Here is a 22,792-nt window from a genome sequence, read left to right as displayed (position 1 = left end):
GAAGTTGTCTATGCTCCCGGGGACTTACGGGCTTGCCACCTTGCTGCAACGCCAATTATTTAGGGTATATAGAAGCGATTGGGGTTGAACATCCATCCGGTGTTTATCGTCACCGATAACGCCATCCCTGTCTACTTTCGGGTGGGCTACAACGGTGACGATTGCACAAAAAATAACTTATAGTGTCAGGTCAACCTGCTGGTTGTCGATCAGGCGTGCCTTGCCCAGCCAGGCGGCCATCAGTACCACTGCGCGTTGGCTTTCAACACCCAGCGGTTGCAGGCTGTCGGCGTCACGGATAAACAGTTCGTCCGGGGTGAAACCGGCGGCGCGCAGGTGCGCGGCGGTTTGCTCCAGCAGATCGTCGACGTGGCGCTCGCCGTTGCTGAGTTGTTCTGCCAATGCGTTCATGATCTTGCTGAGCTGAGGCGCGATTTTGCGTTCTTCGGCAGTCAGGTAGCCGTTGCGCGAGCTGAGCGCCAGGCCGTCTTTAGCGCGCACGGTCGGTACGCCGACGATATCGATGTCGTACCCCATGTCCGCCACCATCTTGCGGATCAGCGCCAGTTGCTGGTAGTCCTTCTCGCCAAAACAGGCCAGATCCGGCTGAACCAGATTGAACAGTTTGCTGACGATGGTGGCGACGCCGCGGAAATGACCAGGGCGGCTGGCGCCTTCCAGCATGGTGGAAATGCCCGGCACGTCGACATAGGTTTGCTGTTCCAGCCCCTGGGGGTAGACATCGGCCGGCGCCGGTGCGAACACCAGGTCGACGTTGCGGCGGGTCAGCTTTTCGCTGTCCTCCTGCAGGGTGCGCGGGTAGCGCGCCAGATCGTCAGGGCGTTCGAACTGCATCGGATTCACGAAAATGCTGACCACCACGATATCGGCGCGCGCTCGGGCTTCATCAACCAGCGTCATATGGCCTTCGTGCAGATTGCCCATGGTAGGCACCAACGCGATGCGTTTGCCGTCCTGGCGCCAGCGGCGGATCTGCTGACGCAGCAAAGGCAGGGTTTCGATAATAATCATTGATAGCTCCTGGAACGATCGCTTAATTAAAAGAGTGTTCTTCAGCGGGGTAAGCGCCTTGCTCCACTTCCTGCATATACTGTTGCACCGCCAGGCGGATATCGCCGCTTTGCGCCAGGAAATTTTTAGCGAATTTCGGCGTATGACCGCCGGTAATGCCAAAGGCGTCGTGCATCACCAGAATCTGGCCATCGGTCACGTTGCCGGCGCCAATGCCGATCACCGGAATGGACAGCGCTTCGGTGATCTTGCGTGCCAGTTCGGTCGGTACGCACTCCAGCACCAGCAGCTGCATGCCGGCCAGCTCCAGATTTTGCGCATCTTCCAGCAGTTGTTTGGCGGCGAGCTCGTCACGGCCTTGCACCTTGTAGCCACCGAATACGTTCACCGACTGCGGCGTCAGGCCGAGGTGGCCGCATACCGGTACGGCGCGCTCGGTGAGCATTTTCACCGTTTCGCACAGCCAACTGCCGCCTTCCAGTTTCACCATATTGGCGCCGGCCTGCATCAGTTCGGCGGCGTTGGCGAAGGCCCGTTCCGGGGTGGCGTAACTCATGAAAGGCATGTCAGCCAGCAGCAGGCAGGCCGGGGCGCCACGGCGTACGGCTCGGGTGTGGTAAGCGATGTCGGCGACGGTGACCGGCAGCGTGGAGTCGTGGCCCTGCAGCGTCATGCCCAGCGAATCGCCCACCAGCAGTACTTTAACGCCTTGCTCTTCAAACAGTTGGGCAAAGCTGGCATCGTAGGCGGTCAGTGAAGCAAACTTGCGTTGCTCCTGCTTCCACTGGCGCAAGTGGGTCACGGTGGTGGGTTTCATCACTACGTCTCCTGAATAGAGCCGCGCGGTACGCGCAGGGCCCTGGCTGCAAAAAAGTGCTGTCATTCTACTGTAACCCTAACGGGGTGGGTAGCGCAGATCATGAAGCTTAAGGGGTTCTTAAGAACCTTGTGATGTAATAGCGAAAAAGGGAGGAGCATGCGAATTCTACTGATAGAAGACGACAAGTTAATCGGTGACGGCATCAAGGCCGGGTTGACCAAACTCGGCTTTAATCTGGACTGGTTTACCGACGGGGTGGTCGGCAAAAACGCGTTGGAAAGCGCACCTTACGATGCGGTGATCCTCGATCTCAGCTTGCCGGGCCTTGATGGGCTGGATTTGTTGCGCCAATGGCGCCAGGCCGGTCATGATGTGCCGGTGCTGATCCTTACCGCGCGTGACGCACTGGAGCAGCGGGTCAGTGGCCTGCAGAGCGGTGCCGATGATTACCTGTGCAAACCTTTCGCCCTGACGGAAGTCGCGGCGCGCCTGCAGGCGTTGATCCGCCGCCGTCATGGCCAACTGATGCCGCAGCTGGTGCATGGCAACCTGGTGTTTGACTCGGCCACTCGCAGCCTGAGCTGCAACGGCGAGCCGGTAACCTTGACGCCGCGTGAACTGGCGCTGCTGGAGCTGTTCCTGCATAACAAGGGGCGAGTGTTGGCGCGGCCGCTGATCCAGGAAAAACTGTACAACTGGGATGACGAAGTCAGCAGTAATGCAGTGGAAGTGCATATCCATCACCTGCGGCGCAAGTTGGGTAACGGTTTTATCCGCACCATTCACGGCGTGGGCTACACGTTGGGGGAAGTTTCGTGAAACATCTCAGCTTGCGGCTGCGGCTGATCCTTATTTTCAGCCTGCTGGCGCTGGTGACCTGGTGTTCCGCCAGCCTGGTGGCGTGGATGATGACGCGCAACAACATCAATGAAGTGTTTGATACCCAACAGATGCTGTTTGCCAAGCGCCTGGCGACCGCCAATCTGGGCGATCTGCTGGCCGACGAAAGCGTGCGTAGCCTGCCGAAAACCAAGAAGCTGGTGCATCACGGCAAGCGGGGCAAGCAGGATGACGATGCGTTGGCGTTCGCCATCTTCGACCGTAACGGCAAGATGTTGCTCAATGACGGTGAGAACGGCGCGGATTTCCGCTTTGACGGCGAACGCGAAGGCTTTACCGATGGCGAACGCCGAGGCGATGACGACAGCTGGCGGCTGCTGTGGCTGACCAGCCCGGACGGCCGCTATCGCATCGTGGTCGGCCAGGAATGGGATTACCGGCGGGATATGGCGCTGGGTATGGTAACCGGGCAACTGGTGCCGTGGCTGGTGACGTTGCCGATTCTGATGCTGTTGATCGCGCTGATGGTGGGGCGTGAACTGCGGCCACTGCGCGTGGTGGCCGCCGGGCTGCGCAAGCGCGCGCCTGACGACGCTACGCCGTTGGATGCGCGTCAGGTACCGACCGAAGTCAGGCCGCTGGTGGATGCACTGAACGCGCTGTTTACGCGCATCAACGCACTACTGGTGCGTGAGCGGCGTTTTACCTCCGATGCCGCCCATGAGCTGCGTAGCCCGTTGGCGGCACTGCGGGTGCAGACGGAAGTGGTGCAATTGGCTGGTGACGACGAGCCGATGCGCGAGCATGCGCTGGGCAATCTGACGGTGAGCATCGATCGTGCCACCCGCTTGGTCGATCAGTTGCTGACGTTGTCGCGGTTGGATTCACTGTCGGATCTGGCCGATTTGGCGCCGGTCGACTGGAGCCGGTTAGTGCCGATGACGCTGGCGGAGCAGGATCGCCATGCTCACGCCGCCGGCATCACGTTGCGTTACGAACAGCAGGGCATACCGATACCGTTACAGGGGCAAGCGCTGCTGCTGTCGCTGCTGGTGCGTAATTTGGTGGATAATGCGGTACGTTACACGCCTGCGGGCGGCACCGTCACTGTGAGGCTTACAGAGCGCTTGCTGGCGGTCGAAGACAATGGGCCGGGAATAACGGCGGAGCATCTGGTACGGCTGGGTGAGCGTTTTTATCGTCCGCCGGGCCAGGAGCAAACGGGCAGCGGGTTGGGGTTATCTATCGTGCAGCGCATCGCCGGTTTGCACGGGCTGCGCATCAGCTTTGCCAACCGGGCAGAAGGCGGGTTTGTCGCTCAGGTGATGCTGTAGGGGCGCTGCATGCTGCGCCCGATTCAGGCTTTTTGCTTGGGCTGATGCCAAAGTTCCATGCCGTTCTCCGGCACGCGCTTCAGGCAACTGGCCAACGACTCGCCGTCCGGGAACACCAATTCGGGGGCGATTTCCGCCAGCGGGTAGAGCATGAACTCGCGTTCTTTCAGGCCGTAATGCGGCACTGTCAGGCGATCGGTATGAATAACCTGCTCGCCATACAGCATGATGTCCAGATCGAGGGTGCGCGGGCCCCAGCGCTCATCTTTGCGCACGCGGCCCTGATTGCGTTCTATCGCTTGGGTATGATCGAGCAGTTGTTCGGCGGGCAGCAAGGTATCGAGCGCCACCACCGCATTGAGAAAGTCCGGCTGGTTCTGCGGCCCCAGCGGCTTGGTGCGGTAAAACGACGAACAAAGGATCAATCGGGTGCGCGGGAGATGCTCCAGCGCCTCCAGTGCGGCTTTTACCTGTTGCAGCGGTTGCGCCAGGTTACTCCCCAGCGCGATATAAACGCGGATCATTATGCTCCTTCTTTACGCGGCGTCCGGCGGCGAGGGCGACGCTGACGCGCGCGACGTGGCGCGGGATCGTCACCCAAAGTGCTCAACATGGTTTTCTGACGCGCCGGCGTGGCTTCCTGGAACTCGCCCCACCATTCGGTCAGACGCAGCATTTCCTGGTTTTCCTCCACTTCGGCGCGCAGCGCCAGCAGATCGTAAGCGGCGCGGAATTTTGGGTGTTCCATCAGCTTGTGCGCACGTTTGCCCTGGCGGCGAGACAGGCGCAACTGCAACTGCCAGATATCGCGAACCAACGTGGTGATGCGTTTCGGGATCGCCAGTGAGCGACACTGTTCGTCCAGCACGTCATTCATCGCCAACGCGAAGGCGTCGTAATACGCCAGCCCGCTCTCCTGCGCCAGTTTCTGCGCATGTTCCAGCAGCGGATACCAAAGCATAGCAGCAAACAGGAACGCCGGATTGACGCGCATGTCGTTCTGCAGCCGATAATCGGTGTTTTTCAGCACCTGTGCCAGAATGCGCTCCATCGGCGTGTCATGGCTAGGCGTGAAGTGGCGTGCTATCTGCGGGAACAGCGGCTGGAACAGCTGGTATTCGCACAGTTTCAAATAGGTTGGGTAACCGTAACCTGCCTGCAGCAGCTTGAGCGATTCCTCAAACAGACGTGCCGGCGGGATTTCATGCAGCAACGACGCCAGGCGTGGGATCGGCTCGGCGGTTTCGTCGCTGATGCTCATGTCCAGCTTGGCGGCAAAGCGCACCGCGCGCAGCATGCGCACCGGATCTTCGCGGTAGCGGGTTTCCGGATCGCCGATCAGGCGAATCACGCCCTGTTGCAAGTCACGCATACCGTCAACATAATCACGCAGGGTGAAGTCCGCCACGCCGTAATACAGGCTGTTGATGGTGAAGTCGCGGCGCTGAGCATCTTCTTCGATCGAACCGAAGATGTTGTCGCGCAACAGCATGCCATTTTGGGCCTGCTGGGAAGAGTTCTTGTCTGATTCCGGGGTTTGCTGCTCGTGGTGGCCGCGGAAAGTGGCAACCTCGATGATTTCCGGTCCGAACATCACGTGCGCCAGACGGAAACGGCGGCCGACCAGGCGGCAGTTGCGGAACAGCTTGCGCACCTGATCTGGCGTGGCGTTGGTGGTGATGTCGAAATCTTTCGGCTTTTTGCCGAGCAACAAATCGCGCACGCCGCCACCGACCAGATAGGCTTCGTAGCCGGATTTGTTCAGGCGGTACAACACTTTCAGCGCATTCTCACTGATGTCTTTGCGTGAGATTGAATGCTGCTCGCGTGGGATCACGGTCATGGGGCCGGTCCCCTCCGCTGCGGGAAAAGGTGGGCGCTTACGCGGCGCCGGTCGGCGGGCAGGGGTTTCTCTGCCGCTTTCGGCGTGCCGTTGTTGTTGTGGCGCGGCAGGCTGTTCAGCCACCACGCTTTCTTCGCGGATTACCTTTTTATCGCTCACCGGCGCATCCTCGCGGGGCAGCTTGTCATCGCGGATTAGTACCTTACGGCAGAAATTGGCTACTCGGGTAAAAATGGTACACCTCGATAGTGACTGATAAAAATGGAGCTAACAAAAAATAGCGGCTAATCATAGCTCACCATGGCTCCTTTGAGAATGCCGATGTGTTTTCATCCACCTGGCGGGGCACATTTTCCAGTTTCCAGTGTGCTATAGCCCAGCTCAATAATAACGGCAGGTCAAGATCTTGCCAGCTTTCCGGCAGCGGTTGACGCAGAAATTTCAGCGCGGCGATCAGCACCGGGCGAGGATCGCCTTCGGGCAGTGCGGGCGCATGATTTTGCTTCGATAGCTTGATGCCGTTTGCACCCAGCGCCAGTGGCAAATGCACATAAGCGGGGACCGGCGCCTGCAACTGATGATACAGCGCAATCTGGCGCACTGTCGGCTCAATCAGATCGGCGCCTCGCACGATTTCGGTCACGCCCTGGAAATGGTCGTCAATCACTACCGCTAAATTATAGGCAAACAACCCATCGCGTCGGCGAATGATGAAATCTTCCCGCGCCAGAGCCGGATCGGCCCGCAACTCGCCTTGCAGGCGATCGTGAAAGGCGTAAACCGGTGCGGATTGACGTAAACGGATAGCGGCGCCCTGCGGGCCAAGATGCAAATCACGGCAGTGGCCGTCATACAAACCGCCAATTTGCTGGATACGGCTGCGGGTGCAATTGCAGAAATAGCTAAGCCCCTGTTGTTGCAGCTGATCCAGGGTTGCGCGGTAGGCTTCGTGACGTTGGGATTGATAGATGACCTGGCCGTCCCAGAGGAGACCATAGTGTTCCAGTGCGGATAAGATACGGGCGGCCGCACCGGCGACTTCGCGCGGGGGGTCAATATCTTCAATGCGAACCAGCCATTGCCCGCGTTGGGCACGAGCCTGGAGGTAGCTTCCCAGAGCGGCAATCAGCGAGCCGAAATGCAGATCTCCGGAAGGCGATGGGGCAAAGCGCCCCACATAATGACTTTCTTGCATATCAGAGGGGAAACTTTCCCTTTTCTCTGTGTGGCGCACGTTGGAGCGTGCGCCACAGCGGTAACATACTCGTTATGCTTGAAACTGCCTCTGTGTTGGCTGCGCCTGCTTACCTAAATCACTTACCGAAGTAAGCTCATCGGGATGCACATTCTTGCCGCCTTGATACAGCTCCAATCATTTAGAGTAGCGGTATTAGCCGGCCATCTGCTTTTCGCGGATTTCTGCCAGGGTCTTGCAGTCGATGCACAAATCGGCAGTCGGACGCGCTTCAAGGCGACGAATACCAATCTCCACGCCGCAGGAGTCGCAGTAGCCGAAATCTTCGTCTTCCACTTTCTTCAGCGTTTTCTCGATCTTTTTGATCAGTTTGCGTTCACGGTCACGGTTACGCAGTTCAAGGCTGAACTCTTCTTCCTGCGCGGCACGGTCTACCGGATCCGGGAAGTTGGCCGCTTCGTCTTGCATATGCGATACAGTACGGTCCACTTCGTCCCTGAGCTGGTTGCGCCACGCTTCAAGAATAAGCTTGAAATGCTTCAACTGGGCGACGTTCATGTACTCTTCGCCCGGCTTCTCTTGGTACGGCTCCACCCCAGCGATGGCGAGAATGCTCAAGGACGAGGTTTTACGGGTTTGCCCTTCTTGCATGTTGCTTCTCCTACATACACACGCACTATCGAATCCCCAATGCGGGGGAAAAACAGGCCGCTATAAATAACAGATGGAAGGTAGGTTGGCAATTATTCCTGTCGCCTGCTTGACAATGCTGTGAAGGAAGGCGTATTTGGCGACGCGATGACCGGTTGTTGAGTTATTGGTGCCCGGTGTCGCTAATCGATAAAAAACGGTAACTTATCGCAGAGAGATATACCGTCAGGTGATAATTTAGCCCCATAACAAACGACTTCTACTCCCAACTGCCGAACCTGTGCCAACAGTGCCGCATAACGCTCATCTATATGATGTGCCGGTGCGACCTGTTCAATACCGCTATGTAACACAGCAAAAAACAAAACCGCCCGCTGCCCGCTTTCAACCACACCGAGCAACTCACGCAGATGCTTTTGTCCTCTGAGCGTTACCGCATCAGGGAAGTAACCACGTTCTTGTTGCAGTAATGTGACTGACTTAACTTCAATATAGCAGTTAACCCTATTTTCTGCCTGTAATAACAAATCGATACGGCTGTTTTCACTGCCATATCTTACTTCGCCGCTGATTTTACTGTAACCGGATAATTCATTGATTAAATTATGCTCAATGGCTTCGCGCACCAATCCGTTGGCGCGCAGGGTGTTGACGCAGATCCAATCCCCCTGTTGGGTATGGGTCAACTCCCAGCTGTGGGCATATTTGCGCTTGGCGTTATCCGAAGTGGAATACCAAAGGGTATCGCCTGGGGTGGCGCAGCCGGTCATGGCGCCCGTGTTGGCGCAGTGCAGGGTGAACGTTTCGCCTTCCGGGGTAATCACGTCGGCCAGAAAACGTTTGTAACGTTTAATCAGCGTGGCGGAACGTAGCGGTGGGGTGAAAATCATGGGGTATCCTGATGGGTTAAAGGCCATTGTTCCAGCGGGTGATAACGCGTGCGACCGTTCTCAAATACTGACTGGTACAGGGCGAAGGTGTCGGCGCTGAAGGTCCAGCCCGGCGTTGCGGGCGGCACGGCTACCGGTTGCGTTGCAGAGCGCAGCAGGGTGATGTGCGGATGAAACGGCATCGGGCTTTGGTAGCAGCCGCTGCGGGCCGCCTGCGATCGCAACAGCTCCGCCAGTTGCAACACTCCTCGCGGTGCGCGGCGGGTGCCAAGCCATACCACGCCAGGGCGCGGCCAGTGGCCAAGATCGTCCAGTACCATGCTGAAGCCGGGTTGGATAATGCGACCGGCCAGTTTTTTCAGCGCGGTTTCCTTTTGCGCGCTGACATCACCGAGAAACGCCAGCGTCAGATGCAGGTTAGCCGCGGCGACCGGCCGACCGGCTTCGGGCGTGAAAGCTTCGGCGCGCCAGCGGATCACCTGTTGCTGTAGCGCATCCGGTAAGGTCAGGGCGAAAAACAGGCGGCGCGAACTGGACATAGATACCCGGCAAATGAATGAAATGCAGAGTCTAATGCTACAATGTGCGCCGTCCAATGTTAACCACTACGGAGAGTTCTGTGTCTTCACTGCCCGTCAGTGCGGTTCTTGATGAATTGCTCACTGCGCTGCAATCCGCCCCGCAGGTGTTGCTGCACGCGCCAACCGGCGCCGGTAAATCGACCTGGTTACCGCTGCAGATCCTGGCTAAAGCCGGCCTGCCGGGCCGCATCATCATGCTGGAGCCGCGCCGTCTGGCGGCGAAAAACGTGGCGTATCGGTTGGCGCAACAGTTGGGGGAAGAGCCGGGCCAGACCGTGGGTTACCGCATGCGCGCCGAAAGCAAAAGCGGGCCGCATACCCGGCTGGAGGTGGTGACGGAAGGCATTCTCACTCGCATGTTGCAGCAGGACCCTGAGCTGCAGGGCGTCTCGCTGGTGATCCTCGATGAATTCCATGAACGCAGCCTGCAGGCCGATCTGGCGTTGGCCCTGTTGCTGGACGTGCAACAGGGGCTGCGTGAGGATCTCAAACTGCTGATTATGTCGGCGACGCTGGATAACGCCCGTATGACGCAGTTGCTGCCGCAGGCGCCGGTGGTGGTGTCCGAGGGGCGCAGCTTCCCGGTTGAACGCGAATATCAGCCATTGGCCAGCCATCAACGGCTGGAGGAGGGTGTGGCGGTGGCGGTGAAACGTCTGCTGTCCGAACAGGGCGGATCGCTGCTGTTGTTCCTGCCCGGCGTGGCGGAAATCAACCGGGTGCTGGAGCGGCTGAACGGTGAGGTGGCGGCCGATACCGACCTGTGCCCGCTGTATGGCGCATTGCCGCTGGCACAGCAGCAAAAAGCGATTCAACCGTCGCCGGCCGGGCGTCGCAAGGTGGTGCTGGCGACCAACATCGCCGAAACCAGCCTGACCATCGAAGGCATTCGGTTGGTGGTGGACAGCGGGCTGGAGCGCGTGGCGCGTTATGACGTGCGTAACGGCCTGACGCGGCTGGTGACGCAGCGCATCAGCCAGGCGTCGATGATCCAGCGTGCCGGCCGTGCCGGGCGTCTGGAACCCGGTATTTGCTGGCACCTGTTTGCCAAAGAGCAGGCAGAGCGGGCAGCGGAGCATGCCGAACCGGAAATCCTGCAAAGCGATCTTGCCGGCTTCTGGCTGGAGCTGTTGCAGTGGGGCTGCCATGACGTTGGGCAACTGACCTGGCTCGATCGGCCGCCGGAGACGGCGCTGGTGGCGGCAAGAAAGCTGCTGCAACACCTTGGCGCTACCGACGACGGCGGCAAATTAACCGCGCGGGGCCGGCAGATGGCTACGCTAGGCTGTGAACCCCGATTGGCGGCGATGCTGACCCACGGTGCAGAGCAGGGGGCGGATGGATTGGCGACCGCTGCGGCGCTGGCTGCGCTGCTGGAGGAACCGCCACGCAATGGGCAGATGGATATCGGCTACTGGCTGAGCCGTCCGCAGCCAAACTGGCAGCGCCGTGCTGCCCAGTTAGCGCGGCGTTTGCAGCCGCGAAGCGGGCAGATTGATGCAGATTTGGCGCCGTGTTTGCTGGCGTTGGCGTTTACCGACCGCATCGCCCAGCGGCGCGGTCAGGATGGCCGTTATCTGCTGGCCAACGGCATGGGAGCGGCGATGAATCAGGATGAGGCGCTGTCGCGAGCGCCGTGGCTGATCGCGCCAAGCCTGCTGCAGGGCCACAACAGCCCCGATGCGCGCATTCTGCTGGCGCTGCCGGTGGAGATTGATGCACTGGCGGCGCAACTGCCGGCGATCGTTTCCCAGCAAACTGCGGTGGAGTGGGATGAAGAAAAGGGCACGCTGCGTGCCTGGAAACGCCAACAGATTGGCCGCCTGACGCTGCGGGCGCAGCCGCTGGCCAAACCGGCCGATGAAGAACTGCAACTGGCGCTGCTCAACTGGGTACGCGCTCAGGGTGTGGCGGTGCTCAACTGGGACACCGCCGCCGAACAGCTGCGCCTGCGTTTGCAGTGCGCGCAAAATTGGCTGCCGGAGGCTGCCTGGCCACCGGTCGATGATGAGTCGCTGCTGGAGAGGCTGGAGCAATGGCTGCTGCCCTCCCTGAATGGCGTACGCGACATGCGCGGGCTGAAACAGGTCAATATCGCCGAAGCCCTTGCGCGCCTGCTGGACTGGCAGCAAAAGCAGCGGCTGGATAATGCGCTGCCCACTCATTACACTGTGCCGACCGGCAGCCGTTTGCCGATTCGCTATGATGCCGGCAAACCGCCGGCGCTGGCGGTGCGTTTACAGGAAGTGTTCGGTGAACAGCGCAGCCCAATGCTGGCCGAGGGTCGCATCCCGGTGGTGCTTGAGTTACTCTCACCGGCACACCGGCCGTTGCAAATCACCGGCGATCTGGCGGCGTTTTGGCAAGGTGCCTACCGGGAAGTGCAGAAAGAGATGAAAGGGCGCTACCCGAAACACGTGTGGCCGGACGACCCGGCGAATACCGCCCCCACGCGGCGCACGAAAAAATATCAGTAACCCCCGTCATACTTGACGCCGCATCTGTGTTGGCTGTACTCACTTACCCGAATCACTTACTAGAGTAAGCTCATCGGGATAAGCTCTCTTGCCACCTTGATGCAACGCCAATTATTTAGGGGGAGAATTCAGATGTTTCTTCTGTTCAGCGGCCTGGCGTCGGGACAGATTAAGCGACTAATAATGGCCGGCAGTGCCGCCAAGTCTGGAGAATGACAGCAATGGCTGGGGATGACCGCGAGCCCATCGGGCGCAAAGGGAAACAACCAAAACGCACCGCGTCGGGCAAACCGCCGCGCCGTCGCCGAGACGACGATTATGATGATTACGAGGAAGACGAGCAGCAAGATGACGATGATGAATATGAAGACGAGGAGGAAAGCGTGCCGCGTAAGGTAAAAGCTACTCCGCCGCGTAAAAAACGCCGTTGGCTTGGCCTGCTTATCAAACTGATTCTGGTGGTCGCGGTTTTGTTGGCGATCTACGGTGTGTACCTGGATTCCCAGATCCGCAGCCGCATTGACGGCAAGGTCTGGCAATTGCCGGCCGCGGTCTATGGCCGCATGGTCAACCTGGAACCGGGCATGCCGTACAGCAAGAAGGAAATGGTCGATCTGCTGGAAGGTATGCAATACCGCCAGGTTAGCCGCATGACCCGGCCGGGCGAGTTCACCGTGCAGGCCAACAGCATCGAGATGCTGCGCCGCCCGTTTGACTTCCCGGATGGTAAAGAGGGGCAAATCCATGCCCGTCTGGATTTCCAGAACAACCGTCTGGCGAAAATCGAAAACATGGAGAACCAGCGTAACTTCGGGTTCTTCCGACTCGATCCGCGCCTGATTACCATGTTGCAGTCACCGAACGGTGAACAGCGTCTGTTCGTGCCGCGCGCCGGTTTCCCGGACCTGCTGGTGGATACGCTGATTGCAACCGAAGACCGTCATTTCTACGAGCATGACGGTATCAGCCCTTACTCCATCGGCCGTGCGATGCTGGCGAACCTGACCGCCGGGCGTGCGGTGCAGGGCGGCAGTACCCTGACGCAGCAATTGGTGAAGAACCTGTTCCTGACCAATGAACGCTCGTTATGGCGTAAAGTCAACGAAGCCTACATGGCGCTGTTGGTGGATTACCGTTACAGCAAGGACCGTATTCTTGAGCTGTATCTGAACGAGGTGTATCTCGGCCAGAGCGGCAGCGACCAGATCCGCGGTTTCCCGTTGGCCAGCCTGTATTACTTCGGCCGCCCGGTGGACGAACTGAGTCTGGATCAGCAAGCATTGCTGGTGGGGATGGTGAAAGGCGCATCCTTGTATAACCCGTGGCGCAACCCGACGTTGGCGCTGGAGCGCCGCAACCTGGTGCTCAAGCTGTTGCAAAATCAGGGGGTTATCGACGCCGAGCTGTACAACATGCTCAGCGCGCGGCCGCTGGGCGTGCAGCCGAAGGGTGGGGTGATCACGCCGCAACCGGCGTTTATGCAGATGGTGCGTCAGGAACTGCAGGCCAAACTGGGCGACAAGGTGAACGACCTGTCCGGGGTGAAAATCTTCACCACGCTGGATCCGGTATCTCAGGATGCGGCGGAAAAAGCGGTCGAAGACGGCATTCCGGCGCTGCGTGCCGCTCGCCATCTTAACGATCTGGAAGCGGCGATGGTGATTGTCGATCGCTTCAGCGGTGAGGTGCGCGCCATGGTTGGCGGTGCCAACCCGCAGTTCGCCGGTTTTAACCGCGCGATGCAAGCGCGCCGTCTGGTCGGGTCGCTGGCCAAGCCGCCAACCTATCTGACTGCGCTTTCCGAGCCGGACAAATACCGTCTGAATACCTGGCTGGCGGACCAACCGCTGTCGCTGAAACAGCCGAACGGCAGCGTGTGGCAGCCGAACAACTACGACCGCAAATTCCGTGGACAGGTGATGCTGGTGGATGGCCTGGCCTTCTCACTCAACGTGCCGACGGTGAACCTGGGCATGGCGGTCGGGCTGGATCAAATCAGCGCTACCTTGCAGCGTTTGGGTATTCCGAAAGCGGAAATCAACCCGGTGCCTTCGATGCTGCTGGGGGCGATTGGTCTGACGCCGATGGAAGTGGCGCAGGAATACCAAACCATCGCCAGCGGCGGTAACCGTGCGCCGCTGTCTGCGGTGCGTTCGGTGATCGCGGAAGACGGTTCGGTGCTGTACCAGAGCTTCCCGCAAGCGGAACGCATGGTGCCGGCTCAGGCCGCTTACCTGACGCTGTACGCCATGCAGCAGGGTGTAGCGCGCGGGACCTCCCGTTCTCTGTCGGTGAAGTTCCCCAACTACAACCTGGCGGCGAAAACCGGTACCACCAACGATCTGCGCGACAGCTGGTTTGCCGGCATCGACGGTAAAGAAGTGGCAATCGCCTGGGTTGGCCGTGATAACAACGGTCCGGCCAAGCTGACCGGTGCCAACGGTGCGCTGACTCTGTATCGTCGCTATCTGGAAAACCAGACGCCGCTGCCGCTGATGCTGCAGCCGCCGGAAGGCATTAACCAGATTGGCATCGACTCCGCCGGTAACTTTGTCTGTGGCGAGGGCGGGCGCAGCATCCCGGTGTGGACCGATAATCCGCAAGGGTTGTGTCAGGCAAGCCAGGCCGCTCAGCAGCAGCAACAACAGCAACAACAGCCGGCAGGTGAGCAAAAAGACGCTGACGGCGTGGCCGGTTGGATCAAGGATATGTTCGGCCAGGGCCAGTAAGTTGGCGAGCGGTTAATCCCCGTTGTTGAAAGGTTTTTTGTTGCAGGCCCGTAACGTCAGTTGCGGGCCTTTTTATTTTCCCGTGCAGTTTATTCCCATCAGCTTAATGCGGTTAAACGGTTAATCCCCCACCTATTTACCGACTGAATTCGACTTGCAGTTTAATTTGGCTTCTGCATAAAATGCGTCGCTTATAATAATTATTATCGTTTACATTCGTTATCAAATAATTCATCAGAGAAACCACCTATGCTGACCAAGCGTCCATTCTCACCGCAGGCCATGAAGGGCCGTTCTCCCGTCAGTGGGTTAGCGATCACTATCGCAGCCGCGCTGGGTATGCTGGCGATGCCGGCATTTTCCGCTGAAGCCAATCCGGTAGCCAAAGAAGATACCCTTACCGTGGTGGGCAGTAGCCAACCGCAACAGGAAAGCGCCTGGGGGCCGGTCGGCACCTATGTGGCCAAACACAGCGCCACCGGTACCAAAACCGATACGCCGATTGAAAAGAATCCGCAGTCGGTTTCCGTGGTCACGCGTGAAGAGATGGATATGCGCCAGCCGGATACGGTGAAAGGCGCGCTGGCTTATGCGCCAGGGGTTTATGCCAGTCGTGGCAGCTCCAGCACCTATGATTCGGTGGCCATTCGCGGTTTCCCGGCGGTGAATACCAACCAGTATCTGGACGGCCTGCGTCTGCAGGGCGACAACTATAGCGAAGCTTCGGTCGATCCTTATTTCCTCGAACGCGCGGAACTGCTGCGCGGCCCGGTATCGGTGCTGTACGGCAAGAGCAGCCCGGGTGGGTTGGTGGCATTGGTCAGCAAGCGGCCGACCACCGAGCCGCTGCACGAAATCCAATTTAAAATGGGCACCGACAATCTGTTCCAGACCGGCTTTGACTTCAGCGATGCGCTGGATGATAACGGCGTCTATTCCTACCGTCTGACCGGCCTGGCGAAAGACAGCGATGCGCAGCAGAACATGGCGAAAGAGAAGCGCTATGCGATTGCCCCCTCATTCAGCTGGCGGCCGGATGACAAGACCAACTTTACGCTGTTGGCCAATATCCAAAACGATCCCTATACCGGTTTCTACGGCTGGCTGCCGAAGCAGGGGACGCTGATCCCGCTGCCGGACGGCAGCAAGCTGCCAACCAGTTTCAACGACGGTGAAGCAAGCAATTACTTTGCGCGCAAGCAGCGCATGATCGGCTATAGCTTCGAACATGCGTTCAATGATACCTGGGCGGTGCGCCAAAACCTGCGTTATATGCAGTTGGAAAGCGACATGAAGAGTATCTATGGCAGCGGCGTTAGCGCGACGGCCCCGACCACGCTGAACCGCGCCTATGTACAATCGAAAGAGCACCTGAACAGCTTCTCGGTGGATACCCAGGCGCAGGCCAGGCTGAAAACCGGCGATGTAGATCATACCTTGCTGTTTGGCGTCGACTATTCGCGCATGCGCAATGACATCAACTCCGGCTTCGGTGCTGCGAGCAGCCTGAGCATGACCGATCCGCAATACGGCAACGACGCCACTACCGTCACTTTCCCGTATAACTACCTGAACCGCCAGGAACAGACGGGCTTATACGTGCAAGAACAAGGCGAATGGAACCAGTGGTTGCTGACGCTGGGCGGCCGCTATGACTGGGCCAAAACTTCGGCCAATAACCGCATCGATAACTATACCAACGAACGCTCGGACGGCCAGTTCACCTGGCGTGGCGGTCTGAACTATCTGTTCGATAACGGCATCACGCCGTATTTCAGCTACAGCGAGTCATTTGAACCGACGCTGGATACCTCCGCTAACGGTCAGACGTTTATCCCGTCGATTGGCAAGCAGTATGAAGCCGGCGTGAAATACGTGCCGAAGGATCGTCCTATTGTCCTGACCGGTGCGCTGTACCAACTGACCAAAAACAACAACCTGACACCGGATCCGGATAACGCGCAGTTCAGTGTCCAGAGCGGTGAGATCCGCTCGCGCGGCGTAGAGCTGGAGGCCAAGGCGGCGTTGAACGCCAACGTCAACCTGATCGCTTCCTACACCTACACCGACGCGAAATACACCAAGGACAACACCTATCAGGGCAAGCCAACCACCGAGATCCCTAAACACATGGCTTCGCTGTGGGCGGATTACACCTTCCACGAAACGGCTGTCAGCGGTCTGACTCTGGGTTCCGGCGTGCGTTATGTGGGGTCCAGTTCATCCTTTAACAGTGATAACAGCACCTTTAAAGTGCCGGATTACACGTTGGTGGATGCGACCATCAAATACGATCTGGCGCGTTTTGGCCTGCCGGGCTCGTCAGTAGGCGTCAATATCAACAACCTGTTTGATAAGACTTACGTTTCAAGCTGCTATCGCGACTATGCCTGCTATTGGGGCGCAGAACGTCAGGTGGTCGCCACCGCAACCTTCCGCTTCTAACCGGATAATCGGGGCGGCGGATCGTCGCTCCGAACAGAGTAGGGCCTATGCAGGATAAACACCTCGATCACGACGCCACTTTCGCGTTAGACAACGTCAGCTTTGCCGTTCCCGGCCGCGTGCTGTTGCAACCGCTGTCGCTGACCTTTCCCCAGGGAAAAGTCTGTGGGCTGATCGGCCACAATGGTTCCGGCAAATCCACATTGCTGAAAATTCTTGGTCGCCATCAGAACCCGACCGCCGGCAGCGCGCAGCTTAACCGACGCCCGCTGGCGCAATGGGACAGTAAAGCCTTCGCGCGTCAGGTCGCCTATCTGCCCCAGCAACTGCCCGCCGCAGAAGGCATGACGGTACGCGAGCTGGTGGCGATCGGCCGCTATCCGTGGCACGGCGCGCTGGGCCGCTTTGGCGTGAACGACCGCGAACAGGTGGAAGAAGCGATAGCGTTGGTTGGCCTGAAACCCTTCGCCAATCGCCTGGTGGACAGCCTGTCCGGCGGCGAGCGGCAACGCGCCTGGCTGGCGATGATGGTGGCGCAGGACAGCCGCTGCCTGCTGTTGGACGAACCGACCTCTGCGCTGGACATTGCGCACCAGGTTGAGGTGTTGGCGCTGATTCAACGCCTGAGCCATGAACGTGGCCTGACGGTGATTGCGGTGCTGCATGACATCAACATGGCGGCGCGCTATTGCGATCATCTGGTGGCGTTGCGCGGTGGCGAGATGATTGCGCAAGGTGCCCCGCTGGAACTGATGCAAGGGCCGGTGCTGGAGCAAATTTATGGTATTCCAATGGGCACGCTGGCGCATCCGAGCGGCGGTGCGCCGGTGAGTTTTGTCTACTGATGCCTGCTTCCTCTGATTTTCAACACGATCCCGTACGCCGCCGTCTGCTGACCGCCATGGCGCTGTCGCCGCTGCTGTTCTCTCTACCGGGGCGCGCGGCGGTGACACCGCCCGATCTCACGCGCATCGTGGCGCTGGAATGGCTACCGATTGAGCTGCTGCTGGCGCTGGGCGTTACGCCGCTGGCGGTGGCGGATATCCATAACTACAACCTGTGGGTGGAAGAGCCGAAAATGCCGGCGTCGGTTATCGACGTGGGCCAACGCACCGAACCGAACCTGGAGTTACTGCAACAACTGCAGCCTTCGTTGATGCTGCTGTCAAAGGGGTATGGCCCTACGCCGCAAAAACTGGCTCCAATAGCGCCGACGATGAGTTTTGGCTTCAACGACGGCAGCGGAAAACCACTGACGGTGGGCCGGAATTCGTTGCAGCAACTGGCACAGCGGCTGGGGCTTGAGGCGCGCGCTGAACAGCATCTGATGCAGTTCGACCGGTTTATTCAGGATGCACGTCAACGCCTGCATTCTTACACCAGGCAGCCGCTGTTGTTGTTCTCCTTGCTGGATACGCGGCATGTGCTGATTATCGGCCAGAAAAGCCTGTTCCAGGAGGTGATGGAGCAGCTTGGCATCCACAATGCCTGGGAAGGGGAAACCAACTTCTGGGGCACGGCGGTCGTTGGCATTGAACGCCTGATTACGGTGAAAAATGCGCGGGCGATTTATCTCGACCACGGTAATCAGGCGATGATGGAAAAAGTCAGCTCGACGCCGTTGTGGCAGGCTTTGCCCTTTGTGCGTCAGAACCAATTGCGGCAGGTGCCGGCGGTCTGGTTCTACGGTGCGACGCTGTCGGCGATGCGTTTTTGCCATCTGCTGGAGCAGACGCAGGAGAGCTATTCATGAGCGCGCGCATCCGGGTATTACCGCTGACGCTGATCCTGCTATTGCTGGCGGCGTCGGGCGGCTTGACGATCTACAACCTGTTGCAACAGTTGCCTTGGGGGCTGTGGGCGCAGGCGCTGAGCGCGCCGAATCACGACGATGTGCGTCAGATGCTGTTCCACTACAGCCTGTTGCCGCGGCTGTCGGTCTCCCTGTTGGCCGGTGCCGGACTGGGGCTGGTCGGCGTGCTGTTCCAGCAGGTGTTGCGCAATCCGTTGGCGGAGCCGGCGACGCTGGGCGTATCGGCCGGTGCGCAGCTCGGGTTGACCATCGCCACCTTGTGGATGCTGCCGGGCGGTGAGATAACCCGGCAATTGGCGGCAATGGCCGGGGCGATCCTGGTTGGCGGGCTGGTGTTCGGCGTGGCCTGGGGCAAACGCATGTCGCCGGTGACGCTGATTCTGGCCGGCCTGGTGTTGGGATTATACTGCGGTGCGGTCAACAGTCTGTTGGCGTTGTTTAATTACGATCAACTGCAGGGATTGTTCCTGTGGAGCACCGGCGCGTTGAACCAACAGGATTGGAGCACTGCGCAATTTATCCTGCCGCGCCTGGCGGTGGCCGGGCTATTGGCAGTGCTGCTGCTGCGCCCGCTGACGTTGCTGGGGCTGGACGACGGCGTGGCGCGCAATTTGGGGCTGGGGCTGTCGATGGCGCGTTTTTGCGCGCTGGCGGTGGCGATTATCTTCAGTGCGATGTTGGTGAATGCGGTGGGTGTCATCGGCTTTATCGGCCTGTTTGCGCCGCTGATGGCGAAAATGCTGGGCGCGCGCCGGCTGGCGCACCGCATGATCTTGGCGCCGCTGCTGGGCGCTTTGCTGCTGTGGCTGACCGACCAGGTGATGATCTGGCTGACGCAGATCTGGCGTGAAATTCCGACCGGGGCGGCGACCGCGCTGTTTGGCGCTCCGCTGTTGCTGTGGCTGTTGCCGCGCTTGCGTAGCGCCGCCACGCCGCCGCCGATGAACCTGGGCGACAAGGTGCCGGCCGAACGCGGCCATCTTTTGGTCTGGGTGATGTTGGCAGGCGTTGTGTTAGTGGCCGGCATCGCCGTGGCGTTGATGTTCGGGCAGAACGCCGCTGGCTGGCACTGGAGCCACGGCGCAGAATTGGAATCATTGATGCCGTGGCGTTGGCCGCGGGTGCTGTCCGCGTTGGCGGCGGGGGTGATGCTGGCGGTGGCCGGCACCTTAATCCAGAAGCTGACCGGCAACCCGATGTCCAGCCCGGAAGTGCTGGGGATCAGCTCCGGCGCGGCCTTTGGCGTGGTGGTGATGCTGTTTATCGTGCCGGGCGATGCCTTCGGCTGGCTGCTGCCTGCAGGCAGCCTGGGGGCGGCGGCGACGTTGCTGGTGATTATGGTCGCTGCCGGTCGCGGTGGTTTTTCTACCGAACGCATGCTGTTGGCCGGCATCGCGCTCAGCACGGCGTTTACCACCACCATTTTCCTGTTGCTGGCCAGCGGCGATCCGCGCATGGGCGGGCTATTGACCTGGATTTCCGGCTCAACCTATTCGGTGACTTCGGAGCAGGCGATCCGTACCGCAGTCATTGCGGCCACGCTGATAGTGCTGGCGCCGCTGTGTCGCCGTTGGCTGACCATTCTGCCGCTGGGTAGCGCGACCGCCCGCTCGGTGGGCATTGCGCTGACGCCGGTGCGGGTGGTGATTCTGCTGCTGGCCGCCACGCTGACCGCCATGGCGACGTTGACCGTGGGGCCGCTGAGCTTTATCGGCCTGATGGCGCCGCATATGGCGCGCATGCTGGGCTTCCGCCGCGCATTACCGCAGATGGTGATTGCCGCACTGCTGGGTGGCCTGCTGATGGTGTTCGCTGACTGGTGCGGCAGGATGGTGATGTTCCCGTATCAAATTCCCGCCGGGCTGCTGGCGACCTTTATCGGCGCGCCGTATTTCGTTTACCTGCTGCGTAAACAAACCTCGTAGCCGTCATCGCAACGCTTGTTTCTGCCATCAAAGGCTCAGCATTGCTGGGCCTTTTTTTCTGCTTTCAGGCTGTTGCAAGGCGTTGCGTATCAATGCGCAGAAACGGAATTCAGAACGGAAAAAGGCGGTGGAACTGAGGCGGAGATCAATATACTGCGTGCGGGTGCTCAGGATCTTTCGTCCTGAGCCTGAGCAAGGGACAGAAAGAGAAAAGCCCCGAGTCGATATTTATCAACCCGCGGCCAACTCTAACGCCAGACAACGTTAGGTTAGCTTCTTACCCGCCGTGAGGCAAGGAGAAGGAGGCATGATGCCGGACAAACGAAGTGTAGTAAAACTGGTCGTTATTTGTGCCACGGTAATATCATTGGTATGGATAACACGCAGCAAGATTTGCGAGCTGCGTATCAGATCGGGCAACACGGAGGTTGCGGCCATTTTGGCTTACGAATCCAAACGGTAAGGCCACTCAACGGCGGGGGCTTTGCTCCCGTCCATAGGCTGTTTGCGCGTTGATCCATGAGCACCTACCCGATAAAACAAAAACGGCAAGCCAGGGGCTTGCCGTTTTTACCAGGATGCGCAGGCTTATTTCAGGCCGGCGGCATCGCGCAGCAATTCTGCTTTGTCGGTCGCTTCCCAAGGGAAGTGCTCACGACCGAAGTGGCCGTAGGCTGCAGTTTCGCGGTAGATCGGTTGCAGCAGGTCCATCATCTGGATCAGGCCGTATGGGCGCAGATCGAAGAACTCGCGCACCAGCAAGGTCAACTGTTCGGTAGGCACTTTCTCGGTACCGAAGGTTTCCACCATGATGGAGGTTGGCTCTGCCACGCCGATGGCGTAGGAAACCTGGATCTCGCAGCGGTCGGCCAGGCCGGCAGCAACGATGTTTTTCGCCACGTAGCGCGCCGCGTACGCCGCTGAACGGTCAACCTTGGACGGGTCCTTACCGGAGAATGCACCGCCGCCGTGACGGGCCATGCCGCCGTAGGTATCCACGATGATTTTACGCCCGGTCAGGCCGCAGTCGCCCATTGGGCCACCGATAACGAAACGGCCTGTTGGGTTGATGTGGTATTTGGTGCTCGCGCTCAGCCATTCGGTAGGCAGAACCGGCTTGATGATCTCTTCCATCACCGCTTCTTGCAGATCTTTCAGAGAGATATCTTCGGAATGCTGGGTGGACAACACTACCGCGTCGATGCCGACGATTTTGCCGTCGTCATACTGGAAAGTGACCTGGCTTTTTGCATCCGGACGCAGCCACGGCAGCGTGCCGTTTTTACGTACTTCGGCCTGGCGCTGCACCAGACGGTGCGCGTAGGTCACCGGCGCAGGCATCAGCACTTCGGTTTCGTTGGTGGCATAGCCAAACATCAGGCCCTGGTCGCCAGCACCCTGTTCCAGCGGATCGGTACGGTCAACGCCCTGATTGATATCCGGGGATTGCTTGCCGATAGCGCTCAGCACGGCACAGGAGTTGGCGTCAAAACCCATATCCGAATGAACATAGCCGATTTCACGCACGGTTTTACGGGTGATTTCTTCGATATCTACCCAAGCGCTGGTAGTGATTTCACCACCGACCAGCACCATGCCGGTTTTGACGTAGGTTTCGCAGGCTACGCGCGCTTTCGGATCCTGTTCCAGGATGGCGTCAAGAACGGCATCGGAGATCTGGTCGGCGATTTTATCGGGATGCCCTTCGGAGACGGACTCGGACGTGAATAGGTGTTTAGCCATTGTATTCTTTACCTTGCATAAGACGGGTTAGAAATTACTGCACAGCGCTGGAGATCCGGCATCGAAGCGAAGGGTCTTCCGCTGATGGCGCGAGATACATCCTGCAACGCCCCTCAGGCAAAGCCGTTAAGCAGTTTCTCAGTTATGCCCGTCGTCTTTCAAGTTGCCTTGCTGTTACCTGCACTCGCTTACCTGGCGGCAACTTGAAATTCATAGGGCATAAATCAGTATAGATGGATTAACATCTGGACGTCTATTTTAGGTCAGGCTTTAGCCGGATTGCCAGTATTTTTTTGTCGTTTCGCTCTTTTGTGTAAAGCCATCGGCGCCATTTTCATCGCTTGAAACACTTTCCGGCGAATTTTCATTTTGCAATTTACCCAGGTTATCGGTATAAACTGCGCGCGCGGCTCATTTGGTGCACAGTGCGGAGCAAAAGTGGCAAGCTCCCGCTCATGGCCTTAATGGTCAGCC

General features: G+C 59.0%; 18 protein-coding genes. 9 read left to right on the top strand and 9 right to left on the bottom strand.

Going from position 1 to position 22,792, the window contains the following annotated elements; all coding sequences use genetic code 11:
- Nucleotides 1-177: 177 nt before the first annotated feature.
- Nucleotides 178-1,032: a pantoate--beta-alanine ligase gene (panC, locus tag SERAS12_RS20965; protein ID WP_013814457.1), complete on the bottom strand. Its 855-nt coding sequence runs from the start codon at nucleotides 1,030-1,032 to the stop codon at nucleotides 178-180.
- 22 nt (nucleotides 1,033-1,054) lie between these two features.
- A complete protein-coding gene (gene panB / locus SERAS12_RS20960; protein ID WP_006327867.1) occupies nucleotides 1,055-1,849 on the bottom strand; it encodes a 3-methyl-2-oxobutanoate hydroxymethyltransferase in 795 nt (264 codons plus the stop codon).
- A 159-nt stretch (nucleotides 1,850-2,008) separates the two neighbouring features.
- On the opposite strand from panB, the gene qseB reads away from it, so the two are divergent.
- On the top strand, nucleotides 2,009-2,671 hold the full coding sequence (gene qseB / locus SERAS12_RS20955) for a quorum sensing response regulator transcription factor QseB (protein ID WP_013814456.1): 663 nt from the start codon (nucleotides 2,009-2,011) through the stop codon (nucleotides 2,669-2,671).
- Nucleotides 2,668-4,026 carry a quorum sensing histidine kinase QseC gene (gene qseC / locus SERAS12_RS20950; protein ID WP_013814455.1) on the top strand — a complete coding sequence of 453 codons (1,359 nt, stop codon included), beginning with the start codon at nucleotides 2,668-2,670 and terminating at the stop codon, nucleotides 4,024-4,026. Before qseB ends, qseC begins: the two co-directional genes overlap by 4 nt.
- 23 nt (nucleotides 4,027-4,049) lie before the next feature.
- On the opposite strand, the gene folK is transcribed toward qseC, so the two are convergent.
- The 6 genes from folK to thpR form a co-directional block, all read right to left on the bottom strand.
- Nucleotides 4,050-4,550 (bottom strand): 2-amino-4-hydroxy-6-hydroxymethyldihydropteridine diphosphokinase, encoded by a 501-nt coding sequence (gene folK, locus SERAS12_RS20945; RefSeq protein WP_004947882.1) that lies wholly within the window; start codon nucleotides 4,548-4,550, stop codon nucleotides 4,050-4,052.
- Entirely contained in the window at nucleotides 4,550-6,103 is a 1,554-nt protein-coding gene (gene pcnB / locus SERAS12_RS20940) for a polynucleotide adenylyltransferase PcnB (protein ID WP_071880467.1), read from the bottom strand. Before pcnB ends, folK begins: the two co-directional genes overlap by 1 nt.
- A 61-nt stretch (nucleotides 6,104-6,164) precedes the next feature.
- On the bottom strand, nucleotides 6,165-7,064 hold the full coding sequence (gene gluQRS / locus SERAS12_RS20935; protein WP_013814453.1) for a tRNA glutamyl-Q(34) synthetase GluQRS: 900 nt from the start codon (nucleotides 7,062-7,064) through the stop codon (nucleotides 6,165-6,167).
- Between the two features lie 195 nt (nucleotides 7,065-7,259).
- Nucleotides 7,260-7,715 carry an RNA polymerase-binding protein DksA gene (dksA, locus tag SERAS12_RS20930; RefSeq protein ID WP_004947862.1) on the bottom strand — a complete coding sequence of 152 codons (456 nt, stop codon included), beginning with the start codon at nucleotides 7,713-7,715 and terminating at the stop codon, nucleotides 7,260-7,262.
- A 182-nt stretch (nucleotides 7,716-7,897) separates the two neighbouring features.
- A complete protein-coding gene (gene sfsA / locus SERAS12_RS20925; RefSeq protein ID WP_013814452.1) occupies nucleotides 7,898-8,605 on the bottom strand; it encodes a DNA/RNA nuclease SfsA in 708 nt (235 codons plus the stop codon).
- The gene (gene thpR, locus SERAS12_RS20920; protein WP_013814451.1) at nucleotides 8,602-9,144 is read right to left on the bottom strand and encodes an RNA 2',3'-cyclic phosphodiesterase; all 543 of its coding nucleotides are present in this window, start codon (nucleotides 9,142-9,144) and stop codon (nucleotides 8,602-8,604) included. Before thpR ends, sfsA begins: the two co-directional genes overlap by 4 nt.
- Nucleotides 9,145-9,200: 56 nt before the next feature.
- Here thpR and hrpB point away from each other — a divergent pair, with 56 nt between their 5' ends.
- The 7 genes from hrpB (at nucleotide 9,201) to SERAS12_RS20885 (ending at nucleotide 21,038) form a co-directional block, all read left to right on the top strand.
- Complete coding sequence (gene hrpB / locus SERAS12_RS20915; RefSeq protein WP_042437371.1) at nucleotides 9,201-11,663, top strand: ATP-dependent helicase HrpB; 2,463 nt, start codon at nucleotides 9,201-9,203, stop codon at nucleotides 11,661-11,663.
- A 221-nt stretch (nucleotides 11,664-11,884) separates the two neighbouring features.
- Nucleotides 11,885-14,392 (top strand): bifunctional glycosyl transferase/transpeptidase, encoded by a 2,508-nt coding sequence (mrcB, locus tag SERAS12_RS20910; protein ID WP_013814449.1) that lies wholly within the window; start codon nucleotides 11,885-11,887, stop codon nucleotides 14,390-14,392.
- A gap of 249 nt (nucleotides 14,393-14,641) precedes the next feature.
- Nucleotides 14,642-16,837 (top strand): ferrichrome porin FhuA, encoded by a 2,196-nt coding sequence (gene fhuA / locus SERAS12_RS20905; protein ID WP_013814448.1) that lies wholly within the window; start codon nucleotides 14,642-14,644, stop codon nucleotides 16,835-16,837.
- A gap of 47 nt (nucleotides 16,838-16,884) precedes the next feature.
- Nucleotides 16,885-17,682, top strand: coding sequence for a Fe3+-hydroxamate ABC transporter ATP-binding protein FhuC (fhuC, locus tag SERAS12_RS20900; protein WP_004947844.1), 798 nt, complete (start codon nucleotides 16,885-16,887; stop codon nucleotides 17,680-17,682).
- On the top strand, nucleotides 17,682-18,590 hold the full coding sequence (gene fhuD / locus SERAS12_RS20895; RefSeq protein WP_013814447.1) for a Fe(3+)-hydroxamate ABC transporter substrate-binding protein FhuD: 909 nt from the start codon (nucleotides 17,682-17,684) through the stop codon (nucleotides 18,588-18,590). The genes fhuC and fhuD overlap by 1 nt, the downstream gene beginning before the upstream one ends.
- Nucleotides 18,587-20,575, top strand: coding sequence for a Fe(3+)-hydroxamate ABC transporter permease FhuB (gene fhuB / locus SERAS12_RS20890; RefSeq protein WP_013814446.1), 1,989 nt, complete (start codon nucleotides 18,587-18,589; stop codon nucleotides 20,573-20,575). Before fhuD ends, fhuB begins: the two co-directional genes overlap by 4 nt.
- Nucleotides 20,576-20,885: 310 nt before the next feature.
- The gene (locus tag SERAS12_RS20885; protein ID WP_013814445.1) at nucleotides 20,886-21,038 is read left to right on the top strand and encodes a Hok/Gef family protein; all 153 of its coding nucleotides are present in this window, start codon (nucleotides 20,886-20,888) and stop codon (nucleotides 21,036-21,038) included.
- Between the two features lie 125 nt (nucleotides 21,039-21,163).
- Here SERAS12_RS20885 and metK read toward each other — a convergent pair whose 3' ends face one another.
- Nucleotides 21,164-22,318 (bottom strand): methionine adenosyltransferase, encoded by a 1,155-nt coding sequence (gene metK / locus SERAS12_RS20880; RefSeq protein ID WP_004947833.1) that lies wholly within the window; start codon nucleotides 22,316-22,318, stop codon nucleotides 21,164-21,166.
- Between the last annotated feature and the right edge of the window lie 474 nt (nucleotides 22,319-22,792).

This window comes from Serratia sp. AS12, assembly GCF_000214195.1.
Classification (GTDB): domain Bacteria; phylum Pseudomonadota; class Gammaproteobacteria; order Enterobacterales; family Enterobacteriaceae; genus Serratia; species Serratia plymuthica.
This window is presented reverse-complemented; position numbering and strand designations above follow the sequence as displayed.